Origin of the sequence: Colwellia sp. BRX10-9 (assembly GCF_014077405.1) — a bacterium.
Lineage (GTDB): Bacteria > Pseudomonadota > Gammaproteobacteria > Enterobacterales > Alteromonadaceae > Colwellia_A.
Genome location: NZ_JACGVV010000003.1, coordinates 26,043 through 51,044, shown reverse-complemented (window position 1 = coordinate 51,044; position 25,002 = coordinate 26,043). Strand labels below are relative to the sequence as shown.

General features: G+C 38.0%; 21 protein-coding genes. 12 read left to right on the top strand and 9 right to left on the bottom strand.

What is annotated here, in order from left to right:
• Nucleotides 1-9: 9 nt before the first annotated feature.
• Both H4J69_RS02795 and H4J69_RS02790 read right to left on the bottom strand, forming a co-directional pair.
• Nucleotides 10-711 (bottom strand): iron-containing redox enzyme family protein, encoded by a 702-nt coding sequence (locus tag H4J69_RS02795; RefSeq protein ID WP_182221761.1) that lies wholly within the window; start codon nt 709-711, stop codon nt 10-12.
• Nucleotides 711-893, bottom strand: a complete 183-nt coding sequence (locus tag H4J69_RS02790; protein ID WP_182213698.1) for a hypothetical protein — start codon at nt 891-893, stop codon at nt 711-713. The genes H4J69_RS02795 and H4J69_RS02790 overlap by 1 nt, the downstream gene beginning before the upstream one ends.
• A gap of 193 nt (nt 894-1,086) precedes the next feature.
• Here H4J69_RS02790 and H4J69_RS02785 point away from each other — a divergent pair, with 193 nt between their 5' ends.
• Nucleotides 1,087-7,185, top strand: coding sequence for a response regulator (locus tag H4J69_RS02785; protein ID WP_182244034.1), 6,099 nt, complete (start codon nt 1,087-1,089; stop codon nt 7,183-7,185).
• Nucleotides 7,186-7,269: 84 nt separating this feature from the next.
• Nucleotides 7,270-8,181 carry a diguanylate cyclase domain-containing protein gene (locus tag H4J69_RS02780; protein WP_182244035.1) on the top strand — a complete coding sequence of 304 codons (912 nt, stop codon included), beginning with the start codon at nt 7,270-7,272 and terminating at the stop codon, nt 8,179-8,181.
• A 320-nt stretch (nt 8,182-8,501) separates the two neighbouring features.
• Here H4J69_RS02780 and H4J69_RS02775 read toward each other — a convergent pair whose 3' ends face one another.
• From H4J69_RS02775 to H4J69_RS02765, 3 genes are all read right to left on the bottom strand, one after another.
• The gene (locus tag H4J69_RS02775; RefSeq protein ID WP_220465261.1) at nt 8,502-9,551 is read right to left on the bottom strand and encodes a trypsin-like peptidase domain-containing protein; all 1,050 of its coding nucleotides are present in this window, start codon (nt 9,549-9,551) and stop codon (nt 8,502-8,504) included.
• Nucleotides 9,552-9,677: 126 nt separating this feature from the next.
• Nucleotides 9,678-11,033, bottom strand: coding sequence for a Do family serine endopeptidase (locus H4J69_RS02770; RefSeq protein WP_182221764.1), 1,356 nt, complete (start codon nt 11,031-11,033; stop codon nt 9,678-9,680).
• A gap of 91 nt (nt 11,034-11,124) precedes the next feature.
• Nucleotides 11,125-11,580: a YhcB family protein gene (locus tag H4J69_RS02765; RefSeq protein ID WP_182213692.1), complete on the bottom strand. Its 456-nt coding sequence runs from the start codon at nt 11,578-11,580 to the stop codon at nt 11,125-11,127.
• A 176-nt stretch (nt 11,581-11,756) separates the two neighbouring features.
• Here H4J69_RS02765 and zapE point away from each other — a divergent pair, with 176 nt between their 5' ends.
• The 10 genes from zapE (at nt 11,757) to H4J69_RS02715 (ending at nt 21,348) form a co-directional block, all read left to right on the top strand.
• Complete coding sequence (zapE, locus tag H4J69_RS02760; protein ID WP_182213690.1) at nt 11,757-12,872, top strand: cell division protein ZapE; 1,116 nt, start codon at nt 11,757-11,759, stop codon at nt 12,870-12,872.
• 205 nt (nt 12,873-13,077) lie between these two features.
• Nucleotides 13,078-15,234 (top strand): adenosylcobalamin-dependent ribonucleoside-diphosphate reductase, encoded by a 2,157-nt coding sequence (locus H4J69_RS02755; RefSeq protein ID WP_259367700.1) that lies wholly within the window; start codon nt 13,078-13,080, stop codon nt 15,232-15,234.
• Between the two features lie 33 nt (nt 15,235-15,267).
• A complete protein-coding gene (locus H4J69_RS02750) occupies nt 15,268-15,936 on the top strand; it encodes an NrdJb (RefSeq protein WP_182244037.1) in 669 nt (222 codons plus the stop codon).
• Nucleotides 15,937-16,191: 255 nt separating this feature from the next.
• Nucleotides 16,192-16,620, top strand: coding sequence for a 50S ribosomal protein L13 (gene rplM / locus H4J69_RS02745; RefSeq protein WP_070375783.1), 429 nt, complete (start codon nt 16,192-16,194; stop codon nt 16,618-16,620).
• Between the two features lie 3 nt (nt 16,621-16,623).
• Complete coding sequence (rpsI, locus tag H4J69_RS02740) at nt 16,624-17,016, top strand: 30S ribosomal protein S9 (RefSeq protein WP_182169313.1); 393 nt, start codon at nt 16,624-16,626, stop codon at nt 17,014-17,016.
• A 569-nt stretch (nt 17,017-17,585) separates the two neighbouring features.
• The gene (gene petA / locus H4J69_RS02735; protein ID WP_070375785.1) at nt 17,586-18,176 is read left to right on the top strand and encodes a ubiquinol-cytochrome c reductase iron-sulfur subunit; all 591 of its coding nucleotides are present in this window, start codon (nt 17,586-17,588) and stop codon (nt 18,174-18,176) included.
• Nucleotides 18,176-19,441 (top strand): cytochrome bc complex cytochrome b subunit, encoded by a 1,266-nt coding sequence (locus H4J69_RS02730; protein ID WP_146799547.1) that lies wholly within the window; start codon nt 18,176-18,178, stop codon nt 19,439-19,441. Before petA ends, H4J69_RS02730 begins: the two co-directional genes overlap by 1 nt.
• Nucleotides 19,441-20,154, top strand: coding sequence for a cytochrome c1 (locus tag H4J69_RS02725; protein WP_182213685.1), 714 nt, complete (start codon nt 19,441-19,443; stop codon nt 20,152-20,154). Before H4J69_RS02730 ends, H4J69_RS02725 begins: the two co-directional genes overlap by 1 nt.
• Before the next feature lie 85 nt (nt 20,155-20,239).
• Complete coding sequence (gene sspA, locus H4J69_RS02720) at nt 20,240-20,878, top strand: stringent starvation protein SspA (RefSeq protein WP_070375788.1); 639 nt, start codon at nt 20,240-20,242, stop codon at nt 20,876-20,878.
• 17 nt (nt 20,879-20,895) lie between these two features.
• Nucleotides 20,896-21,348: a ClpXP protease specificity-enhancing factor gene (locus tag H4J69_RS02715; RefSeq protein WP_182221806.1), complete on the top strand. Its 453-nt coding sequence runs from the start codon at nt 20,896-20,898 to the stop codon at nt 21,346-21,348.
• Between the two features lie 163 nt (nt 21,349-21,511).
• Here H4J69_RS02715 and dolP read toward each other — a convergent pair whose 3' ends face one another.
• The 4 genes from dolP to H4J69_RS02695 are packed head-to-tail and all read right to left on the bottom strand — an operon-like array spanning nt 21,512 to nt 24,939.
• Nucleotides 21,512-22,078, bottom strand: a complete 567-nt coding sequence (gene dolP / locus H4J69_RS02710; protein WP_182213870.1) for a division/outer membrane stress-associated lipid-binding lipoprotein — start codon at nt 22,076-22,078, stop codon at nt 21,512-21,514.
• Nucleotides 22,079-22,082: 4 nt separating this feature from the next.
• Nucleotides 22,083-22,673, bottom strand: a complete 591-nt coding sequence (locus H4J69_RS02705; RefSeq protein WP_070375790.1) for a phosphoheptose isomerase — start codon at nt 22,671-22,673, stop codon at nt 22,083-22,085.
• A 27-nt stretch (nt 22,674-22,700) separates the two neighbouring features.
• A complete protein-coding gene (locus H4J69_RS02700) occupies nt 22,701-23,075 on the bottom strand; it encodes a YraN family protein (RefSeq protein ID WP_259366350.1) in 375 nt (124 codons plus the stop codon).
• Nucleotides 23,062-24,939 carry a penicillin-binding protein activator gene (locus H4J69_RS02695; protein WP_182221767.1) on the bottom strand — a complete coding sequence of 626 codons (1,878 nt, stop codon included), beginning with the start codon at nt 24,937-24,939 and terminating at the stop codon, nt 23,062-23,064. The genes H4J69_RS02700 and H4J69_RS02695 overlap by 14 nt, the downstream gene beginning before the upstream one ends.
• Nucleotides 24,940-25,002 lie beyond the last annotated feature (63 nt).

The following is a 25,002-nucleotide window of genomic DNA, read 5'->3' as shown; positions in this document are numbered from 1 at the left end:
ACCTTGATATTAAGTACTCGTTTTTTGTTGAACGGGTGCTACCCGACAAACATCTTCCATCACTAAAGCGACATAGCGATAAGTCTGAAAAGCACTTAGTTCCATCAATTTATATTGCTCTTGCGTTAATGGTAAAGCGTTTATCGTATCGATAATATCTTGCTTATGATGTGAATCAACTTTGGCATGATGCATTAAACTGTTAAAGCCTGCTGCCGGTAGACCTGAAGTTTCAATTAATGTTTCAACATATTCTACGGTAGGGTGGTTCACCTCTAAACAGGCCAAGTATCCCATAAAGGCAATCGGGTCAGCATGGCGGATCCAGTAATATTGTGAACCAATTAAGGCGGCTAAATTGGTTGAAGGTATTTTATTGATAACAGACTCTCTGGGCACCCCAAGTACTTCTAAGTCTTCTAAGCACCACTCGTCGTGATTAAGCTCTTCAGGAATATGTTGTTCCATGTAAGCAATAAGGGGTTTTGATATAGGGTCTTCAGGTCGTAATTTAGCGCAACGAATAACTTCTTTCATCAACTCTGTAGATGTCGTTGATATTTTATAATTTACGATGGCTTGTTCTATACAAACATCAGGGTAACAAGCAAGTTGAGTAAAAGTACTATTTACAGCCCCTGCTCGCATTTTCATTAACAAAAGGTTTGTATTTAAACGTTGATAATGAGTTAACGTATTCTTTTTTTCCATTAAACAATAACGCCAACAGGCTTATCATTGCCTTTGTTCGCACTTTTATGAATAGACTCTAATTGTGCAACTTCTTCTTTTGATAAACTATCGATGGCTTTTAGATGTTCATCACTTAGCTCTGCTTTGTTCACTACTCCAGCGTCATGTAGATGATCTGCGTTACTTTTATTATTAGACATATTTTTATCCTTAGATTAGAGGTATTATTTACCTTACTTTATACCAGTACATTGAAATAAAGCTGCAATAGCATAGTAATTAATTGAATTTCTTGTCAAGTGATAATTTTAATTATAACTTGTTGATGTCAAACTTTATATTTAAGCTACATACCAGCTTCCTTGAATCATTATTTATAAAAAGAAGAAACAAATGCGCTGCTTAATTCAATTACTTTCCCTCATCATATTATGTGCTACGTCGCTACACAGCTATGCAGAAAACTCGAAGTATAGTTTTGATCACTTCTCTCGCGACCAAGGGTTATCACAAGCATCAGTGCAAGCTCTTTATCACGATAAACAAGGCTTTATTTGGGCTGGTACTACTGATGGTCTTAATCGCTTTGATGGTTATCAATTTAAAGTGTACCGCAGCAATAGCGATAAACTTGATAGTTTATCTAATAATAATGTTTTATCGATTACCCAAGACAGCAATGAAAATTTATGGTTTGGAACGGTAAACGGTTTAAATAGGTTTAATAAAAGTACCGAGTTATTTACTACGTTTCTACATGACAACAAACAAAATAATAGTTTGAGTAACAATATTGTTCAAACATTAACTGCCGATAAGTTTGGTAGCGTATGGGTAGGCACCAAAAATGGATTAAATAAATTTAATGGCGAAAGTTTTGTTCTATTCTCCCACCAGAGTGAAGAAAATAATGCTTTACGTAACAATATTCAAGCTATTCTCGAAGATAGCAACAATGATTTATGGTTGGGTACTCAAGGTGGACTTAGTTTTTTTGATGTGAAAGCTAAGACGCTGAACGCTGTGAAAGTAGAGTTGAAAGAGCAAAGTATCACCAGCCTTTTCGAATATGACGATAATACATTATGGTTGGGCACTGAAAATGGTTTGTATTTATACCACAAGAAAAGTGGTTTGCTTAGTGATCACAACACATTAATTAATGAACTTGCTAGTAGCCATATTACCTCATTTTTATTACAGAATAATAAAGACTTATGGATAACGACTAGGAATAAGGGGCTTTATCGCTATAACCTCATCAGCAAAAGTATTGAGCACCTGCAATCAGACAAGAAAAACCCTGATAGCTTAATCGACAATGATATCAGAGCCATTATTAATGATAATGCAAATAACCTATGGATAGGTACATATATCAATGGTATTGATAAATATGACGTATCTAGAGAACAATTTAACCATACAGTACAAGATGTTACAAAAAATAATAACTTACAAGGTGGTGCTTTTTTTCACTTTTTGGAACACTCTACCGATAAATTATTAATTTCAACCTATCAATCAGGGTTAAATGAATATGACAAAACGACAGGCGAATATCATCAATATTTACATGATCCGACCAATAATAATAGCATAGGATCGAATACGGTTACTTGGTTAATCAATGATGAAAAACAAGGTGTTTGGGTGGGTACCGTTGGTGGCGGTTTAAATCTTTTTGATGTTAAAACAAAAGTTTTTACGCGCTTTATGCATAATCCTGATGATCCAAACAGTATTAGCCATAATAAAATACTACCTATTTTTCAAGAGAATGAGCATACTTTATGGATAGGTACTTGGGGGGGCGGTCTCAATAAATTTGATACGCGCACTAAAAAGTTTACTCGCTTTATGCACGATCCTAACAATATAAATTCTTTGTCAGGAAATAATATATGGGCGATACATAAAGACGATAAAGGCTTTCTTTGGCTCGGCACCATGTTTAGTGGCTTGAATAAGTTTGATCCTAAAACGAATACTTTTACGCACTTTAAGCACGACCCCAAAAATGACAATAGCCTTAGTAATCAATTTGTTGATGCAATTCATCAAACGAGTGACGGTATTTTATGGTTGGGGACTTCAAATGGTTTAAATAAATTTGACCCATTAACAGAAAAGTTCACCCATTATAAAGAAAAACATGGTCTTGCCAGTTCTACTATTTATGGCATCTTAGAAGATGAACAAGGTCACTTATGGTTGAGTACGACTAATGGCTTGTCACACTTTAATCCAGAAACAGAAAATTTTAAAAACTATGATGTTACCGATGGACTTCAATCAAAGGAGTTTGCCACACTTTCATATTATAAAAGCAAATCGGGTGAGTTGTTTTTTGGTGGTGTTAATGGTTATAACCATTTTTATCCACAAGATATTAAAGACGACACCAGATTACCCAACATTGTCCTAACCAATTTTTTGGTACATAACGAAACGGTTAAAGTGGGCTCATATGAAGAAAGTGGCAATAAAACTGAACAGCCATTTATGCTTGATGCCGTCATCAATGAATTAACACAACTAACGTTAACTCACCTTGAAAAACTGATCACTTTTGAATTTTCAGCTCTCCACTTTTCTGAGCCAATGAGTAATAAATATGCTTACACACTTGAAGGCTTTGATGAAAAATGGGTTTATACCGATGCAAAAAATCGCCGAGCCACTTACACCAATTTACCCGCAGGCGATTATGTCTTTCGGGTAAAAGCCAGTAATGGTGACGGCTACTGGAACGAACAAGGGAAGTCATTAAACGTTACGGTATTACCAGCGCCATGGCTTTCTTGGTGGGCGTTTACTTTTTATTTTATTGTCGGTATTGGCGCGCTAATCTCTTATATATATCGTTTGAATTACCAACGTTTAAAAGAGCAAGCCATTAATTTACGTTTAACCCGTGTTGATAAATTAAAAGATGAATTTTTAGCTAATACTTCCCATGAATTACGTACTCCTTTAAACGGTATTATTGGTTTAGCCGAGTCATTAATTGACGGTGTTGCTGGGCAGTTGCCGGAAAAAGCGAATCATGACCTATCCATGGTGGTGGCGAGTGGTCGACGGTTATCAAACTTAGTGAATGATATCTTAGATTTTTCAAAATTAAAAAATCATGGTTTACAAATACAGACCTCTGCAATTGATATTAACAGTATGGTTGATGTGGTCTTTACTTTATCTCGAGCCACATTAAAAACAAAAGACATTGAACTAATTAATAATATTGCTAAAGATTTCCCTGCGGTCAAAGCTGATGAGGACCGTTTGCAGCAAATTCTTTTTAATTTAGTTGGCAATGCCATTAAGTTTACCCCATCAGGTACAGTGACTATTTCTGCGCAATTAGTGGGCAATAGCCGTACTGATGAACAGCAATTTGTTTGTATTGATATCAGTGATACTGGGATTGGGATTGCAACAGAAAATTTGGCGACTATTTTTAAATCATTTGAACAAGTTACGGGTAACGAGACGCGTGCCGCAAGTGGCACAGGTTTAGGCTTAGCGGTTTCTAAACAGCTTGTTGAGTTACATGGCGGTACTATAACGGTAAGCTCGACACAGAATAAAGGCAGCATATTTAGCTTCACGCTTCCGATTTACGATATAAGTGATAGTGAATTAAGTGAACTTATCGCCGTGGGGGATGTAAACCATGAGCAAACTAAGCAACAGTTATCACGATTACAGGCCCTAGATGACACTATTGACTACTTTCCTGTTGATATTTTATCACCGAAAAATAGTACGACCAATAAGGAGAATAATGATTTTCGAGTATTAATCGTTGATGACGATCCGATTAACCGTCAAGTCTTAAATAACTATTTATTGCCACTGGATTATCAGCTTTTTCAAGCCCACGGTGGTGAGCAAGCTTTAGCGCTTATTGAACAAGCGAGTGAAGGCTTGTTGGCGGGGGAACGTCCGTTTGATTTAATTTTACTTGATATTATGATGCCAAAAATTTCAGGTTATGAAGTCTGTCGAAAACTTCGAGAAAAATATTCAGTTAATGAGTTACCGGTGATCTTTTTAACGGCTAAAAATCAAGTCGTTGACTTAGTTGAAAGTTTTTCTGCTGGCGGTAATGATTATTTAACTAAACCTATCTCAAAATACGAACTATTATCGCGTGTTGAAACGCATTTAACCTTGCTAGATATTAACCGCAGTTTAGAGACGAAAGTCGCTGAGCGTACCGTTGAACTCGAATATGCGATGCAAGCAAAAGGTGAGTTTTTGGCTAAAATGAGTCATGAAATTCGCACACCGATGAATGCTATTATCGGTTTAGGTTATTTAACGCTGAAAACGGATTTAAATCCCCATCAAAAAGACTTAATTAGCAAAACCCAAGACGCTTCTCAAGCGCTTTTAGGGCTAATTAACGATATTCTAGATTTCTCCAAAATTGAAGCCGGTAAAATGTCAGTAGAGTCGGTAACAATGAATATGGGTGGCTTAATTAAGAAAACCAATAATATTTGTGCGTTGCGTGCTCATGCTAAAGATTTAGAGCTTATTGTTAAAGTACATAGTGATGTGCCAAAGCATATCAAGTCTGATCCGGTTCGCCTGCAGCAAATTTTAGTTAACTTAGTGAGTAATGCTATTAAGTTTACCGAACAAGGACATATCCTTATTGAAGTCGGTCTGGCTAAACAGTCATTAATGGCTGATGATAGTAATCAGCTTACGCTTGAATTTAGTGTGAGTGATACGGGTATCGGTCTCGAACAATCAACAATGAATAACCTCTTTCAGTCGTTCACCCAAGCAGACAGTTCAATTACCCGAAAATTTGGTGGCACAGGTTTAGGCTTATCCATTTGTAAAGAGTTAAGTGGTTTGATGGGTGGTGAGATTTGGGTTGAGAGTACGTTAGGAAAAGGCAGTAAATTTAGCTTTAATATTGTCTGTGAAAAAAGCGATTTACCGGGCAATGAGCTGATAAATATTGACGCTATTAAAGGACTTAATATTTTAGTGGTGGATGATAATGAGCTTTGCTTGAATGTTATTACTGAGTTGTTACAAGAGTTTCATTGTGAAATTACCGCCGTAGCCAGCGCAGAAACAGCATTAGCATTGTTAGCAACGGCAAAAAGTAATCATAAATCTTATGACTTGGTTATTACTGATTGGCGTATGCCCAAAATGGACGGTATTGCTTTTGCTAAAGCGATACAAGATGATAAAAATCAATATAACGTTCGAGCGGTGTTAATGGTGACGGCATTTGATAAAAGTGATGCCATGCCGTTAGCACATTCATCGGGTATTGATGGCTTCTTAGAGAAACCTGTTAATGCCAGCTTGCTATTAGAGGCGATGATGGATGTATTGAAAATTTCCCCTGATGAAGACTTTTACAGCATAAAAAATGCAAGTTTAATGGATTTTTCAACAACCGACATATTATTAGTTGAAGATAATGAGTTAAACCAACAGGTTGTTTTAGGGTTTTTAGAAGATACCCAAGCGAATGTTGATGTTGCAGAAAATGGCCTTGTCGCTTTAGAGAAATTAGCCAATAAAAGTTATGACTTAGTTTTGATGGACATTCAAATGCCTGAAATGGATGGGGTAACGGCCACACAAGAAATTAGAAAACAAGCCCAATTTAAAAAGCTGCCTATTATTGCCATGACAGCTCACGCGATGCCAGATGAGCTCAATAAATGTTTGGCAGCCGGTATGAATGAATATTTTACTAAACCGATTGACCCTAACGCGTTATTTAGTTTAATGGCAAAATACTTAAGTGATAAAATTAATGCCGTGGTAAACAAATCTGTCGATATTAAAGAGCAAAATATTGATATTACTGAGTTGATTTCGGATAACCCCGAAAAAACATTAATGGATCGCATTGCACAACTGAGTTGCTTAAACAGTAAGAAAGCCTTGCAGGCGATGGGTGGCAGACAGCATATTTATCAAAAACTCGTTATCGACTTTCATAAAAGTACCCTAAAAATTCCTCAAAAAATAGAGCAAGCTTACCAAGATAAAGACGTTGAAAGTTTATATCGCATGGTTCATTCTTTGAAATCTAATGCCGCTTACATTGGTGCCTTCTGTTTAGCTGAGTTATCAGCAGAGCTAGAAGGAAAAATAAAAGAGCAACCTGAGAACTGTTTATCACTCATGAGACAACTGATAACAGAACACCAGAAGATATTATCAGCCTTAGCGACCTTGACTAATAGCAATACAGATTTATTAAGTGATGAGCCTAAAAAGGCCATTAACAAAGAGTTACTACTCGTACTGTTAAATTCTATTGTCGACTTACTTAAAAAAGAAGATGCAGAAGTCGAAGACTTATTACCACAGTTACTCGAATATACCCGAGGAAGTGATCTCGTTGAACTTGTTGATAATATTGTCGAATTAGTTGAAGATATCGAATACGCTAGCGCATTAAACCGTATCGAAGCATTAAGGAATAAACTTGTCTATTAGTCGACTCAAGGGCAAGTGAGTATTAGTGGGTCAAGTTTGGCTTGATTATTATCTGTTTTAAAAGAAAAAAGTTGATAGCGGAAAATGAAAACTTTAGAGCAAATCATTTTAATTGTTGATGACGATAAAGCAAACCGTAAAATGCTAAAAGAGTTGTTGCAGGAACAAGCAAAAATTATTTTTGCGAAAAATGGTAAACAAGCCAGAGAACTTGCTAGAAAACATCTTCCTGATCTTATCTTATTAGATGTGATTATGCCTGATATTTCTGGTTTTGAGGTCATCGATTCTTTGAAAAATGATCCTAAGACAATCAATATATCGGTCATTTTTATCACAGGTTTAGCTAATGATGATGATGAAGAGCGTGGTTTTAATTTAGGCGGCTGTGATTATATTTATAAGCCCTTTAAACCCAACATTGTTATTGCTCGCGTGATGATGCATTTAGAATTAATTCGTCAACGTAAAATGTTAGATGAAATTGCTCATATTGACGCCTTAACAGGGGTTAATAACCGGCGTAAGATGGATCTTGTTTTAAAAGATGAAGTTGCAGCAAATAAATATGAGCATACCAATTTACTCGTGGCAATTCTCGATATAGATTACTTTAAACAATATAATGATGGCTACGGTCATGGCGCTGGCGATGTTGCTTTAAGGCAAGTTGGACAGGCGCTTCGTGAAATCTGTGTAAGACCACGAGACTTTATCGCACGCTATGGTGGTGAAGAATTTGTGCTCATCTTACCTGATTGTGATAAAGCGGGCGCTGAAATTATGCTCAGTAATATTGCTCAAGCGATCAAAGATAAAAAAATCAAACATCAATATTCTAGTGTGTCGCCACAATTAACAGTCAGTGTTGGTGCTGTGGTGGTTAAGTCGTCTCAGTCTGTTGTTGTCGCTAATGTTATGAAAAAAGCGGACAGTTTACTCTATCAGGCGAAAAAAAATGGCCGTAATCAATACTGTCTTGCTGAGCTGAGCTGAGCTGAACGAACTAGGCAAATTGTTTATCAACAGCGCCGGATGTTAGTTAATTTTTAGCCAAGTGATAAAACACCCATGGCGTTATAATTTAATCACTGTCTTGCTGAGCTGAACGAGCTAGGCAAATTGTTTATCAACAGCGCCGGATGTTAGTTGATTTTTAGCGCAAGTGATAAAACACCCATGGCGTTATAATTTAATCACTGTCTTGCTGAGCTGAGCTGAACGAGCTAGGCAAATTATTTATCAACAGCGCCAAATTTTTGTTAACTTTTGGCGCAAGAGATAAAAAACATTTGGCATTATCATTTAATCACTGGCTAATCTTTTGCCTTTTCAGAAATAGTGACAGATACTTCTATTAACTGTTTCTTTCGTATTAATTTAAAAGGTAATACGGTGCCAGGTTGAGTTTCAGCCACAATATCTTGTGCTTGTATAAATGAACTAATGGCGACATTATTAATCTGGTAAACGATATCACCCGGTTGTAAGCCAGCTCTAAAGGCAGGGCTGTTCTTTTCAACGCCAGCAATAGTAAAACCTTTAAAGTTGTTTGGTAGCGAGTTGATACTTACGCCTAAGTAGCCACGTATGACCCGACCATTAGCAATTATTTTTCTCATCACTTTATGGGCGAGTGAATAAGGAACGGCGAAAAATATTCCCTGAATATTCCTTTCTGTATCAATGAACTTTCTTGAATTAATACCTACCAGCTCGCCATTAGTATTGATAAGCGCGCCGCCGGAATTACCATCATTAATGGCCGCGTCCATCTGTAATAATTCTAAATAATTAATGACACTTAAACCGCTACGACCTGTGGCACTTATCACGCCTTGAGTCACTGTTTGTCCTAAATTTAGTGGATTACCTATCGCTAAAACCACATCACCAGCAAGTGATTGTAAATCAGCTCTTTGTGGAATAACCGGTAGGTTCGCTGTGTCTACTTTAAGGACGGCTAAATCAGTATAAGTATCATAACCAATAAGTTCTGCAGGAAAACGTTGGCCATTTTGCAGATCAACATTAATTAAATCAGCATTTTGTACGACGTGAAAATTAGTTAATATATATCCGTTAGAATCCATAATAACCCCTGAACCTAAGCGGGTAGATCTTCTCGCTTTTGCACCATAGACAGGGCTAGTGCTTATATCTTCTGAATAGATGTTAACAACAGCAGGACTGGCGGTACTTACTGCTTTTGCATAAGATAATGGTTGTTGTTGTGGTTGATTGTTTTGTAGTACTTGCAAAGTGTTGTTGCGTAACTCTGGCACTAATAGAAGTAAAGTGACAGCTAACATCACGCCATAACTGGCTGGACGAACAATGTATTTTATTAGGTTTATTATGTTCAAAATTAATTTTTATGATGAGTGTTTAATATCGCTAGCATAGCATAGGTCTGCTTTAATCTTATAGTTTGAAAAATAAAAAAGGCTCATAAAGAGCCTTTAGATAAGTCCATTATCACCCTTGCGGTGTTAGCGGATCATTAAAAATAATGTGCTATTACCCCTGACAATATTGAGCGCAAAAACCCCTTTGTTATCATTTAAGTAACTGCGTAATTCACCTATAGACTTTATACGCGTGCGGTTTATTCCGCTGATCACGTCACCTCTTTGTAAACCAATAGCGGCGGCGGGACTTTCTTCTTCGACTGACTTAATATCAATACCTTGATCATTCGTACTATTTTCAAGTTCAGCGCCATCTAACATTCTGTGAATGCTTGCGGCCTCTACTTTTGCTGTTTCTTGTTTTTTAAGCGTAACGTCATAAGTCTTTTCTGAGCCGTCTTTTTTGATGACCGTTAATTCAACAGACTTGCCTGCGCCAATCGAGCCAATCTTTCCTCGAATGGCGGCAAACGTTTTCACCACTTTTCCGTTCACTTTGGTAATAACATCACCGGACTCAATACCGGCATCGGCAGCAGCAGAATCAGCAACGACTTGCTCGATAAAGCCACCTTGGCTCGACTCGAGTTCTAGTGCCTTGGCGATTTCACCATTGACACTTCGGCCTAACACGCCAAGTACACCGCGGCGAACTTCGCCAAACTCAATCAATTGTCTAACAATGTTATCGACCATATTACTGGGTATGGCAAAGCCAATACCCACATTGCCACCATTAGGGCCTAATATCGCCGTATTAATGCCAACAAGTTTACCGTGTAAGTTAATGAGTGCGCCACCTGAATTACCGCTGTTAATAGCAGCATCAGTTTGAATAAAGTCTTCGTAATTCTGCGCGTTTAATCCGCTACGTCCTAAAGCACTTATAATACCTGAAGTGACGGTTTGACCTAAACCAAAAGGGCTACCAATGGCAACAGCAAAGTCTCCAACTCGTATATCATCTGAGTCAGCTAATTTTACTTCAATTAAATCTTCAGCGTCTATTTGTAGTAAAGCGATATCACTACTGGCATCGGAGCCAATTCTCTTGGCGGTGATTTGACGACCGTCTTTTAACGTTATTTGAATTTCATCAGCTTCATTGATGACATGATTATTAGTAACTATGTAGCCTTGTGCAGCATCAATAATGACCCCTGAGCCTAAACCTCGAAATTCACGTTTTCTTGCTTGGTTTTGTTGAGGATTACCAAAGAAAAACTTTAAAGCATCTGGTACTTTAGATTTATCTTCGTGGGTACCGGTAACCGAAATTAGCACGACACCCGGAGTAACCTTCTCTAGCATCGGCGCTAAACTTGGCAACTGTTGACCACTAACGGAAAAAGGTAAATTGGCTTGGACGGGCAAACTTGCCACGGCAATAGAGCCGGAAAGAAGAATACTTGTTGCTAAAACAGACAGTTTTTTCATAAAAGAGACAACCTTCTTATAAACATAAATGATTAATGTAATTTTATACTTAACTAAAGACCTATGCTGTGTGCGTTAGTTCCAAAGAACATTAGCCTACATTTGTAACACTTTGTTTCTTGTCGGCAAAAAGTCCACTCGCTTGACCTGAGTAGTCAAGTGGTGGTTCTGTGCTTGTTTCTTCACTCTTACGTTCGGCTCGGCTGTGACGTAATGATACGGTTTGTGCAAGTTGTTCTTGTGTTTCTTTTGAGAAAAAAGGCATGCCATCAACGTCTGAAGGTGTTGCTTGTTTTAATAACTGCGTACTTTTTTCCATTTGCAACATGGCTGTTTGGCAAGTGCTATTCATTTTGTCCAAAAGTATTGTTGAATCATCTAAATGTTCTGCAACATCGAGTTTATATTGCGCTAAAGCGGCTTCACTATTACTAACGCGTTCACTAAGTTTCTGGTTGTCTTGGACTGATGCAGATAAAAAACGACTAGCAACAAAACCTATTGCCGCACCAACTAATAAAAGAAAAATTGCTAAAACTATATCCATAGTGTCAAACCCTCGTTATATTCAATAAAATTAGTAAAAATATAGGAACTTATTTTGTATAATAGCGCTTCTGTTCGCGCTTACCTAATGAATATGATTGCGAATTTGTTAATTTCAAGAAAATATTTCATTAGTCCTGTAAAGACTTTGTGAAACAAAATATAAGTGGCCAATAAATGATCAAGCTTTCACCTCTAGATAAGTATAATGAAGATTTAACTCGTGATGATTTTTTACATGACGATGCGCAGGAAAATGCGGTAAAAAACTTACAGCGTCTCTATGAAGATCTTCAAAATAAACCCTTACCCGTTGAAGGATTTAAGAAGGTGCTTAATCGCTGGAAGCGCATTGTTGCCTCATCTGAAACCAAAACCATACAAGGACTTTATTTTTGGGGTGGCGTTGGTCGAGGGAAAACTTATTTAGTTGATACATTTTATGATTGTTTGCCTTTTGAAAATAAAATGCGTGTTCACTTTCATCGCTTTATGCACCGTGTTCATCAAGAATTAAAAACATTAACCGGGCAAGCTGACCCATTGAAAATAATTGCCAAACGTTTTGCTGATGAAACCTGTATTATTTGTTTTGATGAATTTTTTGTTTCCGACATTACCGATGCAATGATCCTTGGCGCTTTGTTTGAAGAATTATTTGCACATAATGTTACTTTAGTGGCAACGTCAAATATTATACCTGACGGTCTGTACCGAAATGGTTTGCAACGCGAACGTTTTTTACCAGCTATTAAACTCATCAATAAACATTGTGATGTGGTAAATGTCGATAGCGGTATTGATTACCGTTTGCGAACCCTAGAGCAAGCCGAGATTTACCATGCTCCACTTGATGCAGAGGCAAGTGAAAACCTGGCGCAATATTTTATTCAATTGTCGGTCAAACCAGGTAAGAAAGATGTTGACGTTAAAATAAATAATCGCTCATTATCGGCGATTGAAGAGTCAGACGGTATTGTGCACTTTGACTTTTCGGTGTTGTGTGAATCCGCACGTAGTCAAACTGACTATATGGAGATAAGTCGTTTGTATCACACGGTATTATTAGCAAATGTTAAACAAATGAGTGTCGATCGTGAAGATGCGGCCCGTCGATTTATTGCCTTGGTTGATGAATTTTATGAACGTAATGTAAAATTAATTATTTCTGCTGAAGTCGAAATGGAAAATTTATACAGCCACGGCGGTTTGGAATTTGAGTTCAAACGTTGTTTAAGTCGTTTACAAGAAATGCAGTCACATGATTATTTAGCAAGTAAGCACTTACCTTAGTGAGATAGTAAAACTTACTTAAAGATAATTATAAAAATGCCGATTTAACGATCGGCATTTTTTTATGCCAACTTTAGCGTTATTACGCTAACTAGCTATATGTTGTGTTATTTATTGATCTTGATCGCAATATGTAGTGCTTTGGCTTTTGTCATTTATTTTTATAGGTAATATACACCAAAAATAAAATGATAAAGGAATGCTGATGACAAACGCTTTTTCACCAGGCTTAGCGACAAGTATTAAATTACAAGCCGCTTCAGTTGATATTTGGGATAAAAAATACCGCTTAAAAGACAAACATGGCCACCCGCAAGAGAATACTATTTCAGAAACATTTCATCGAGTTGCCTTAGCGCTCGCGGATATAGAAAATAAAGATAAGAAAAAGTGGTACGAGAAATTTGTTTGGGCGATGGAATGTGGCGCCTATCCTGCGGGACGAATAATATCAAATGCAGGTGCCAAAAAATTTAAGCCCGCCACATCAACAATAAACTGCACGGTTTCAGGCACTATCGACGATTCAATGACGGGTATATTAACTGCGGTGCACCAAGCAGGCCTAACGTTAAAGGCGGGGTGTGGTATTGGTTATGAATTCTCAACTTTAAGACCTAGTGGTGCCTTTGTTGCTGGCGCCGGTGCCACAACTTCAGGTCCACTGTCGTTCATGGATATCTTCGATAAAATGTGTTTTACCATTAGTTCTGCCGGCGGGCGGCGTGGTGCGCAAATGGGGGTTTTTGATATCTCTCACCCTGATGTTAAACGTTTTATTTTAGCGAAGCGCGAGGATGGTCGGTTACGGCAATTTAATTTATCACTACTGATCAGTGATGAATTTATTGCTGCTGTAAAAAATCAACAAGACTGGTTACTCAATTTTCCTATTTCTCACCAAGAGTTACTTGCCGATGATATCGCTATCACCGATCGGGATAAAATACTCTTCAAAGAGAATTATTTTGATAACGCTTATATTAAAAAACATAATTATGTATTGAATCATGAAGGTAAAATCGCCTGTAAAATTTATAGCACGATACCAGCTGTTAGGCTGTGGGATATGATAATGAGCAATACATTTGACTATGCTGAACCAGGTTTTTTACTCATTGACCATGCTAACGAAATGAATAACAACTGGTTTTGTGAAAAACTACGTGCAAGTAATCCCTGCGGCGAACAAATATTACCGCCCAACGGTGCTTGTCTGCTGGGTTCAGTAAATTTAGTTAAATTTGTTGAGCAACCTTTCACTTCTAGTGCGAAATTTAATTGGGATAAATACCGCGAAGTTATTAAAGTTTTTACCCGCATGCTCGACAACGTAGTAGAAATTAATGGCTTACCACTGCCTGAACAACAGCAAGAAATTCAAAGTAAGCGCCGTCATGGTATGGGGTACTTAGGATTAGGCTCAGCTCTGACATTATTAAAAATACCTTATAATAGTCCTGAAGCCCTGGCTTTTACTGACAAAGTATCAAAAGTTTTAGCGATAACGGGGTGGCAAGAAGCGTTAAATTTAGCAAAAGAAAAAGGTCCTGCGCCGATACTTGCACAAACGTTCGTGGTAACTCAGCAAATGCTAGTAAAACGCCCCGAAATGATAAAAGACGGCATAAAAGTGGCGGATAAAATAAAAGGTTCAGTTCTGCACGCAAAATACAGTCGTTATATGCAGCGTATCGCTGAAGAAAATCCTGAACTTGTCGAAGCGTTAGCTGAGGTTGGCGCCCGTTTTACACATCATTCTTCAATAGCACCCACAGGCACTTTAGCGCTCAGTCTAGGTAATAATGTATCTAATGGTATTGAACCAAGCTTTGCACATGAATATCACCGCAATATTATTCGTCAAGGTAAGAAATCAAAAGAATCCGTCGCTGTTTCAAGTTATGAACTGCTGGCATATCGTCATTTTATCAATAAAGATGCTTTGGCATATAGCGAAGATGACAATAAAAAGCTGCCTAACTATTTTGTATCTGCCGATGCCATCGCTCCTAAAGAACATGTTGATATTCAGTCTGCGGCACAATACTGGATAGACTCGTCTATTTCAAAAACAATTAATGTTCCAACTGATATCGATTATGAAAACTTCAAAGATATCTATTTGTATGCATACGACCAGGGCTTGAAAGGCTGTACGACTTTTCGTTTTAACCCAGAAGTCCATCAAGGCGTATTAGTAAAAGACGAAGAACTCGCTAATGTAACGTATCAGTTTACCTTAGCCGATGGCACTGAGATTTTAGCGAAAGGTAATGAAGAGGTGGTTTACGACGGCGAAACGCATACGGCTGCAAATCTTCATGACGCTTTAAAAGAAGGTTACTACGGTAAGCTCTAAAAGCCCTGGCAAAAAATAACGAGGAAACTAATAATGAGAGAAATTAATCAAGCGATCACTGCGGTTAAGGTGTTAGTTGCTGATCAGCTGCCTGTTAAAGAAAAAATAAAAGGCATCGCGGATAAACTCACCGAAAGTACAAAACGTCCTGAAATGTTAATTGGTTCTACTTATAAAATAAAACCGCCAGTATCAGACCATGCTCTTTATATTACTATTAATGATATTTTGCTCAATCAAGAAAGTGACCAAGAAACTCGCCGTCCTTTCGAAATTTTTGTCAATTCAAAAAATATGGAGTTTTATTCTTGGGTAGTGGCGCTAACACGGGTTATTTCAGCGGTATTTCGCAAGGGAGGTGACTGCACCTTTTTAGTCGAAGAGCTAAAAGCAGTATTTGACCCCAAAGGTGGCTATTACCAAAGAGGCACAGGTATATTTATGCCATCGGTGGTCGCTGATATTGGCCATGTTATTGAAACACATTTAAAGGCATTAGATATGTTGCCAAAAAGTGAAAGAGATAACCACCAACAAGCCTACATTGAGGAAAAGCGCCAAACAATAAAAGCTAAAGAGGGAAGTGAGCTATTAGCTTTTCCAACCACAGCAAGCCAATGTGTAAAATGTTATCAAAAGTCGGTAATCTCATTAGACAATTGCCCTACTTGCTTAAATTGCGGCGATTCAAAATGTGGTTAGTTACTAGCTAGCGATTGTATTCGTGATAAAAGTTTAAAAAAAGTGCAATTGATTGTGATTTATAGGTGATCTTAGTAGATAACTTCTGTATAATCCGCGCTCCCTGCGTTACAAATGCCTACTGTTTTTGACTTTTGTGAAAAGTAGTGGCGATGGACTCGATACTCGAAGGGGTAGAGCGTGGTCTTTTTAACCGGTGATGCTAATTCTTAGCATTCATCATTTAAAGTAACATAATAAATATTGGGTTTTTTAATGAAAACTTTTGTAGCAAAACCAGAAAGCGTACAACGCGAATGGTTCTTAGTGGACGCCGAAGATAAGACTTTAGGACGTATCGCTACTGAAATTGCAACCCGTTTACGCGGCAAGCATAAAGCAGAATATACTCCTCACGTAGATACTGGCGATTACATCGTTGTTATTAACGCTGAGAAAGTGAAAGTAACTGGTAATAAAGCGAAAGGTAAAATTTACTACTCGCATACAGAATTCCCAGGCGGTCTTAAGCAAATTAGTTTTGAAAAACTAATTGAAAAAGCTCCAGAGCGTGTTTTAGAATTCGCAGTTAAAGGTATGTTACCTAAAGGTCCTTTAGGTCGTGAAATGTTCCGTAAGCTTAAAGTTTACGCGGGCACTGAACATAAGCATACTGCACAACAACCACAACTTTTGGAGCTTTAAGCAATGGCTGATAATCAATATTACGGTACTGGTCGTCGCAAGAGCTCAACTGCTCGTGTGTTCATGAAAGCTGGTAACGGTGCAATTACAATTAACAAGCGTGACATTTCTGTATACTTTGGTCGTGAAACGGCTCGTATGGTTGTTCGTCAACCATTAGAATTAGTTGAAATGTTAGAAAAGTTTGACTTTAACATCACTGTTGTTGGTGGTGGTATTTCTGGTCAAGCTGGCGCAATTCGTCACGGTATTACTCGTGCATTAATGGAGTTCGATGAAACTTTACGTGGTTCTCTACGTGTAGCTGGTTTCGTAACTCGTGATGCTCGTAAAGTTGAACGTAAGAAAGTTGGTTTACACAAGGCTCGTAAAAAGCCACAATTTTCAAAACGTTAATATTTACCTTATACGTTTTCAAAAAACCGACTTTATGTCGGTTTTTTTATATCTGTCATTTAGAAAAATGAGCATCCGCAGTAAGGTAACTTCGTGGGCTGTTTATTATAAAAGCGACCTTAGGCGATAATAAATAATACAGTGCGAGTTCCAATAAAATGGTAAACTTTAAAGTATCAGTAATAAAAATAATATGCGGGAAAATAGTCGTATTATTGAGCTGTTTACTGAGCACTTTTTCGATGGTTAGCAATTACACTCAACTATATAAGCATTAAAATAATTTATCGGATAGCGAAAGAGAAACTATTCTTTTCTGCGCTTTTTTTGAATAATAATCTTTCGTATTTAGCTGTGTGTTTAAAGTGACAAAGTCAGTGAAATTAAGATATATAACTGATGTTTCGCTTATTTTTACTTGTAAAAAAGTGCTTATTTCTTTATTATCAGAAAAATTTTTTGTCGCAAGTTTGGGCAAACAATTGGAAAGTATTTCCTCTCGCAACTCACTGTAGCTGTGAGAATAATAATTCGAATTTGTTTGAAACAATGTTATTTGGAGATTTTGAATGAGCAATGCGCCCGTGAATAACGGCCGTCGACGCTTTTTAACTGCTGCTACTTCGGTAGTAGGTGGTGTTGGTGTTGTCGGTTTGGCTGTGCCTTTCATTGGTTCTTGGAACCCTAGTGCTAGAGCGAAAGCTGCAGGTGCTCCGGTTGAAGTCAATGTTAGTAAAATAGAACCAGGTCAATTAATCCGCGCTGAATGGCGAGGAAAACCTGTGTATGTGGTCCGTAGAACTGAAGAAATATTATCAACTTTAGCGGCGCATGACGATCAATTGAAAGACCCAGGTTCAGAAGAGCCTCAACAACCTACTTATGCAGCCAATGCATATCGTTCAATAAAGCCTGAGTTTATGGTTGCTTTAGGCGTGTGTACTCACTTAGGTTGTGCTCCTACTCACCACCAAGGCGATTTTGAAGAGTTTGTTGAAGGTGTAAAAGACGGTTTCTTTTGTCCTTGTCACGGTTCTAAATTCGATATGGCTGGTCGTGTTTTTCAAAGCGTTCCTGCACCAACAAACTTGGTGGTTCCTGAGCATTCATTCCCAACAGCAGACACCTTATTAATTGGTGTTAGCGCAGGAGAAGCATAATGTTAGCTAATTTAATGGCGTGGATTGACAAACGTTTACCGTTAACCGACGCGGTAAACAAGCATGCTGGTCAATACCCTGCACCTAAAAACTTTAATTTTTGGTATGTCTTTGGTGTTTTAGCGAGTGTCGTACTCGTCAATCAATTGTTAACGGGTGTTTGGTTAACAATGAGTTATGAGCCATCAGGTGAAGGTGCATTCGCTTCTGTAGAATACATCATGCGTGATGTTGATTACGGCTGGTTACTTCGCTATATGCATTCTACAGGCGCGTCAGCGTTCTTTGTTGTTGTTTATATGCATATGTTCCGTGGCATGATGTACGGTTCATACCAAAAGCCTCGTGAGTTACTTTGGATCTTCGGTATGTTGATCTTTTTAGTGCTTATGGCTGAAGCTTTCATGGGTTACTTATTACCTTGGGGTAATATGTCTTATTGGGGCGCGCAGGTTATTATTTCTCTGTTTGGTGCTATTCCAATTATAGGTGATGACTTAACACTCTGGATACGTGGTGACTACGTTATATCAGGTGCTACCTTAAACCGTTTCTTTGCTTTACACGTTATTGCAATGCCACTGGTTTTAGTTGTATTAGTTTTCTTACATATTCTTGCACTTCATGAAGTGGGTTCGAACAACCCTGAAGGCACAGATATTAAAAAACCTAAAGGTAGTGTGCCATTAGAAGAGCACAGTAAATTTACTTTCCATGAGCAATATACTAAAAAATACGATATCGTCGATGCGATCCCGTTCCACCCTTATTACACGGTTAAAGATTTAGTGGCGATCGTTATCTTCTTAATCATTTTCTCTTGGGTAATGTTTTTCAACCCTGAAGGCGGTGGCTACTTTATGGAAGCGCCGAATTTTGAACCTGCAAATGGTTTGAAAACACCAGAGCATATTGCACCGGTTTGGTATTTTGGTCCTTTCTATACCATCTTACGTGTTATCCCTGATAAGTTATTAGGGGCAGTTGGTATGTTTTCTGCGATCATTGTCTTATTCTTATTACCTTGGTTTGACCGTGGTACAGTGAAATCTATTAAATTCCGTTGTACTGCTCATACGGTTAACTTAGCGCAATTTGTTATTTGTTTTATTGCTTTGGGTATTTTAGGTACATTGCCATCAACACCGGTCTATAACTTAATTGGTACTATCGCTACGTTTGGTTATTTTGGTTTCTTTCTTGCCTTATGGGTATACAGTAAGAACGAAAAAACTAAGCCAGTTCCAGAGAGGGTTTCAGGATAATGAATAAATTTATTAGAGCTTTTACTTTTGGAATTTTTGCGCTTGTGCCTATGCTTACACTTGCTGCTAGCAGTGGTGTTCATTTAGACAAAGCCGGTAATGATTTAAGTGACAAAGAGTCACTTAAACGTGGTTTTCAATCTTACATTAATTATTGTTTAGGTTGTCACCAGTTACAGTACCAAAGATACAACCGTACTTTTGAGGATTTAGGTATTAGTGAAGCCGATGGTATTGCTAATTATATGTATACGGGTGAAAAAGTCGGTGATCATATTACTAATACTATGCCAGCAAAAGATGCGGCTAAATGGTTTGGTAATACACCACCTGATTTAACGCTAATGGCGCGTTTAAAACCAGGGCCTGATTATATTTATACCTACTTGCGTTCTTTCTACGTTGATCCTGAGCGTCCCTTTGGCGTTAATAACACGGTATTAAAAAATGCGGGTATGCCGCATGTTTTACAGGGTTTACAAGGTGTTCGTACGATGGACGAAAATGGTAAACTCAGTGAAGCAACGGGTGGTTCTATGACCGTTGAAGAGTACGATGCCTTTGCTCGTGATTTAGCCAATTTCTTAGAGTACACCGGTGAGCCAAGCAAGCTTAAGCGTGAAGCTATGGGATATTGGGTAATAGGTTTCTTATTTATTTTCCTTATTTTTGCTTACTTACTTAAAGTTGAATATTGGAAGGATGTACACTAACAATTATTGTTAATGTACAGCGTTTTATTTATGGGGGGCTTTGGCCCCCTTTGTTAGTTTTTTATTACAGATTTTTGGAGGCATTATGGCCGTAGCAGCAAACAAGCGTTCAGTGATGAATTTATATTCTCATGCTGATGATATGTATAGTCATCAAACACGCATCGTACTCGCTGAAAAAGGTGTTGGCGTTGATATTCACTTAGTTGATTTGGCTAACTTACCAGAAGATTTACTCGACTTAAATCCCTATGGCACAGTACCGACGTTAATTGATCGTGAATTAGCACTATACGAAGCATCAATTATTATTGAATACTTAGATGAGCGTTTTCCTCATCCACCATTAATGCCAGTTTATCCGGTATCACGTGGTCGTAGCCGTTTGATGATGCATCGCGTAGAACAAGATTGGTACAGTCTAGCAAAAATAATTATGAGTGGCCCAGCAGACGCTGCAAGCAAAGCTCGTCAAGAACTTAAAGAAAGTTTGTTAAGTGTAGCGCCAATTTTAAATGAAGCGCCTTACTTTATGAGTGAAGAATTTAGTTTAGTTGACTGTTACTTAGCACCACTATTATGGCGTTTACCTGCTTTAGGTATTGAACTTGATGGTGAAGGCTCTAAAGAATTTAAAGGTTACATGCTGAAGTTATTTGAACGTGAGTCATTTCAAGCATCGTTAACTGAAGAAGAACGTGAAATACGTTTAGGTATGTTTTAACCTTGATATCTCCAGAGATGACCTCTAACAAGCCTTATATAGTGAGAGCTTTTTATCAGTGGATTTCTGATAACGACCTTACACCATATATTGCTGTAGATACGAGTGTCTATGGTGTGTTAGTTCCAACAGCTTATGTGACTGATGGGCAAATTGTGCTCAACGTTTCAATGTCAGCTGTTGGCTCTATTTCTCTTGCTGATCATGCCATTGAAGTTAGCGCACGTTTTGGTGGTAAGCTTGAACAGCTGGTCGTGCCTTACGGTGCTATAAGTGCTATTTATGCAAAAGAGAATGGTGCAGGGACATCGCTTGCGATTGAACACCCTGAACCAGAACTTGATAAAGAAATAAGTCCAGTAAAGCCAGTAGGTTTATCTAGTGTCTCTTCAGATAAGAGCAGCACTGTAAAAACCAAGTCTGAAACGGGTTCAGCGAAAGGTAAGCCTAGCTTAAAAGTGATCAAGTAATTACTAAAGACACCATAATTTTTGTTGGTATATTAGCGGTTATGCTGAAACTGTTTTAAATTTATTTCAGTCGTTATTATGGCAAGCAGCAAATAATAAAAAAGCTTCACAAGTATTAACTTGTGAAGCTTTTTTTATGAGCGCGATGGTAAGTAACTTATCGTTAAATGTATTCAAATATTTTGAATACACGATTGACGCCGCTAACATTACGGGCTATCTCTACGGCTTCATTAGCTTGTGCTTGTGTTATTAAGCCCATTAAAAATACTTCGCCATTTTCAGTAACCACTTTAATATTAGTCGCATCGATGTTGTCACTGCCAAAAAGAGCCGCTTTAACCTTAGATGTTAACCAAACATCATTACTTCTGGTCGTAATAGAAGTGGTATTACTGATACGAATTTGATTATGTAGCTGAACAATTTGTTTAACTTCATTAATCGATTTTATCGCCAGATCGCGTAAATAGGTATTGGGCACTTGCCCGATAACTAAGACACTACCGTTAACACTGATCACTTGTAGATTAGTGTTGTCTTCGAGGGCTTGATGTTTGCCAAGCTTAGCATTGGCCTCAAATTCAATTTTTTGGTCGTCCAACTGTGTACCAATACTACGCTCATCGGTAGCAGCAGATGCTCCACCGACAATAGTAACAACAGCAGCAGCAACACACCCTTGCAAAAGTACAATACTTGCTAGGGTTATTAATAATTTTTTTCGCATCATATTAATTGGCATCTTGAGGAAATAAAGTCGTGTCAATAATATCGCATAAGCAATGTATTACCACTAAATGTACTTCTTGAATTCTAGCCGTACGTGAAGAAGGTACACGTATTTCTACATCGTTTTCGCCCAGTAAACCTGCAATATCACCACCATCACCGCCGGTTAATGCGATAATAGGAATGTCGCGAGATACTGCTGCTTCAATCGCTTTTATGACATTGCGAGAATTACCACTGGTTGAAATAGCGAGTAAAACGTCACCATTATTACCTAATGCTCGCACTTGTTTAGAAAATATTTCATCAAAGGAATAATCATTCCCGATAGAAGTAATCGTCGACGTGTCGGTTGTTAAGGCTATTGCCGGCAAAGGTGGTCGTTCAGTTTCATAGCGGTTTAATAACTCGGCTGAAAAGTGCTGTGCATCACCGGCTGAACCGCCGTTACCACAGGCAAGTATTTTATTACCAGCCAATAAGCTTTGCACCATTATCATACCAGCATGCTCAATAGGGCCTGCTAGTAATTCACTGGCGGCAATTTTGGTTTGGATACTTTCGGTAAAGTTGCTTTTGATCCGTTCTAACATAAATGAAATTAGCTCCGTTTATTGACTCTAAAAGGCGTTTTTTAGCCAGGTAATATCGAGATTGTTTATATTACCTTGTAAAGCAATAACATCAAATCGACAAGAAGTATTATATTCGTTTAAACCACATTGTTGCAGATAAATTGCAGCTGTTTTCCTAATTTTTTGCTGTTTTTTCGTTGATATTGCTGAAATAGCACCACCAAACGACATCGAAGCACGATATTTTACTTCGACAAAGACATAAGTGTCAGCATCTTTGACGATTATATCAATTTCACCTAACCGGCAGGTGTAGTTTTTTTCTTCAATAATTAAGCCTTGTGCCACCAAAAAATCTCCCGCGTACCTTTCGGTAATATCGCCAGTTTTTTTAGTCGTAACTGGCTTAGTCCATGGCAATTTCAGCGACCTCGCCATCTTGATATATGCCCCACAATAAGCTTCGCGTTAGGGTGTTATTACTGTTTAATTTTAATATACCGGTTTGACCATAATGACGAACATAGGGTTTTTGTTTCATTAGCGGCAGTTTATCGACTAAATATAGGCTGTCATAACCCATGGCAAAGATGCGTTGTAAAGAGTCAGTGCGACTTGGCCAAAGCGTTTTACTCAAATCAGCTAATTGAGCATTTTGTTGTTGGCTACTTAATAGCCAAGGCATTTCGGTAAATATAAGGTTACGAAGATCATTATGCTTACTTGAATCTTGTTTACTGCTATGACTGCGAGAGCTAGCATAAACCGGGATAATAGTAGCAAAAGGACTGGTATTAACATCAATGTACGGTTTTAGTAATTTTGTTTGTGCCGGTGAACCCACTAAGTAAAACATATCGATGTCACGGCGATTTCTTGGCTCTGAATCGATACTCTGTTTTACTCTTATTTTCAAATCCTTGATACGGGCTTGGCTACTATCAACCTCTAAGCTAGCTTTGAGTTGCTCTTGCATCATTTTGCCTTTTTCGAAATAAACAACTTCAGGAGCATAGCCGTTAATCAGTTGCCATTGTTTGCTAAAGGCTCGGGCAATTCTTTTACTGGCGGTATCTCGGTGGCTGAGTATGACTGGTGAGCGATAATTTTTTCGACTCAATGTTGTTGCTGCTTGGTAAGCTTCGTCTTCTGGACGCATCGACAGAATGAATTGCTCTGCGCTCCGTTGCTGAACTTTTGGGGTGTTAAGCAATAAGCTAGGTAGCAAAATTTCACCTTGGGCAAGGAACTTATCAACATTATTTTTAAGCAAAGGACCAATAATAAAATGACTATCTAAGGCGATTAGCTGTTCATTTAATAAGGTCCAGTCAAGTGTATCAGCATCGATAAAGGTTAAGTTTTTATTGGGAATATTACTATAAGCGGCTAGGATCCCTTGCTGGGCAGCTTTCCCTGCAGACGCTTGTTTACCGGAAAGGGGTAAAATAATAGCAATATTTTCAATAAGTGCTTGTGGGCTTTGTTCTGTTCTTCTTAATGTTTCAATAATCGCTTGTGCGGGGTGCGCAGAAAAATCACCTTGCCACTGACTTAAGTAAGCATCAAAGCGGTTAATATCACCGCCAAATTTATGCGCGTAAGTTAATAGTTGTTGCCAACCTTTAATATAAGGCGGGTCAAGCTCTGCTAATTGGCTGACTTGCCAAGTAGACAGTAAACTTAATGCTTGCCATAGCCCATAAATATCATCAACGTCTGTATTTGAACTGCTGGAAAACCAATGCAATTTAGCGTTGACCGCACTAATTTCTAATGCTCTACGCTGCTGTATATCAGCCAGTAAGAAGTAGTAGTTTTCGCGATGAATAGCGTTATTATCGGTTGAAATTTTATTAGCAACTTCAAGCTGCTTAAAGGCTAATTCAACCTCATTTAGCTTAAGTAAACTTTCTGCACTTACCAATGCTAGACGGTAATTGTCTTGTGAATTGTCAGTCAATGTTGTGAGTTGCTCAGATAACCATAGTGCTTGATTATAACTCTCCTCACCAATCAGTAATTCACTAGCATCAATAAGTGTGGCGATTGCTGTTTTTACTTCTTGTGTTTGTGCAGCCGACAGCAACTGTTGTGAGGTTATTTTATTATTGGCACTCGCTAATGGTTGATTTCGAGAGTCGATTGCGCCTTTATTGGCGGCAATATTTTTGGAAGTACCGCAACTTGTCAATAATGTCGTTGTTAATAGAACGACAGAAAAGAGTGTAGTAATTCGATAAAAAGTGCTTTTTTTAGAAAACAAAAAATTAGTTTGGCTCACCAGCGATAAATCCGTACTTTATTAGTTAGCTTTATAATAAACTTCATCTTCATCAGTCTCAAC

Coding starts and splice junctions, on each gene's coding strand:
- H4J69_RS02750 (WP_182244037.1), top strand. CDS start 15,268: ATGAGAGAAATTAATCAAGCGATCACTGCGGTTAAGGTGTTAGTTGCT.
- H4J69_RS02770 (WP_182221764.1), bottom strand. CDS start 11,033: ATGAAAAAACTGTCTGTTTTAGCAACAAGTATTCTTCTTTCCGGCTCT.
- sspA (WP_070375788.1), top strand. CDS start 20,240: ATGGCCGTAGCAGCAAACAAGCGTTCAGTGATGAATTTATATTCTCAT.
- H4J69_RS02715 (WP_182221806.1), top strand. CDS start 20,896: ATGACCTCTAACAAGCCTTATATAGTGAGAGCTTTTTATCAGTGGATT.
- H4J69_RS02795 (WP_182221761.1), bottom strand. CDS start 711: ATGGAAAAAAAGAATACGTTAACTCATTATCAACGTTTAAATACAAAC.
- H4J69_RS02705 (WP_070375790.1), bottom strand. CDS start 22,673: ATGTTAGAACGGATCAAAAGCAACTTTACCGAAAGTATCCAAACCAAA.
- H4J69_RS02755 (WP_259367700.1), top strand. CDS start 13,078: ATGACAAACGCTTTTTCACCAGGCTTAGCGACAAGTATTAAATTACAA.
- H4J69_RS02725 (WP_182213685.1), top strand. CDS start 19,441: ATGAATAAATTTATTAGAGCTTTTACTTTTGGAATTTTTGCGCTTGTG.
- zapE (WP_182213690.1), top strand. CDS start 11,757: ATGATCAAGCTTTCACCTCTAGATAAGTATAATGAAGATTTAACTCGT.
- dolP (WP_182213870.1), bottom strand. CDS start 22,078: ATGCGAAAAAAATTATTAATAACCCTAGCAAGTATTGTACTTTTGCAA.
- H4J69_RS02785 (WP_182244034.1), top strand. CDS start 1,087: ATGCGCTGCTTAATTCAATTACTTTCCCTCATCATATTATGTGCTACG.
- H4J69_RS02790 (WP_182213698.1), bottom strand. CDS start 893: ATGTCTAATAATAAAAGTAACGCAGATCATCTACATGACGCTGGAGTA.
- H4J69_RS02765 (WP_182213692.1), bottom strand. CDS start 11,580: ATGGATATAGTTTTAGCAATTTTTCTTTTATTAGTTGGTGCGGCAATA.
- H4J69_RS02730 (WP_146799547.1), top strand. CDS start 18,176: ATGTTAGCTAATTTAATGGCGTGGATTGACAAACGTTTACCGTTAACC.
- H4J69_RS02780 (WP_182244035.1), top strand. CDS start 7,270: ATGAAAACTTTAGAGCAAATCATTTTAATTGTTGATGACGATAAAGCA.
- rplM (WP_070375783.1), top strand. CDS start 16,192: ATGAAAACTTTTGTAGCAAAACCAGAAAGCGTACAACGCGAATGGTTC.
- rpsI (WP_182169313.1), top strand. CDS start 16,624: ATGGCTGATAATCAATATTACGGTACTGGTCGTCGCAAGAGCTCAACT.
- petA (WP_070375785.1), top strand. CDS start 17,586: ATGAGCAATGCGCCCGTGAATAACGGCCGTCGACGCTTTTTAACTGCT.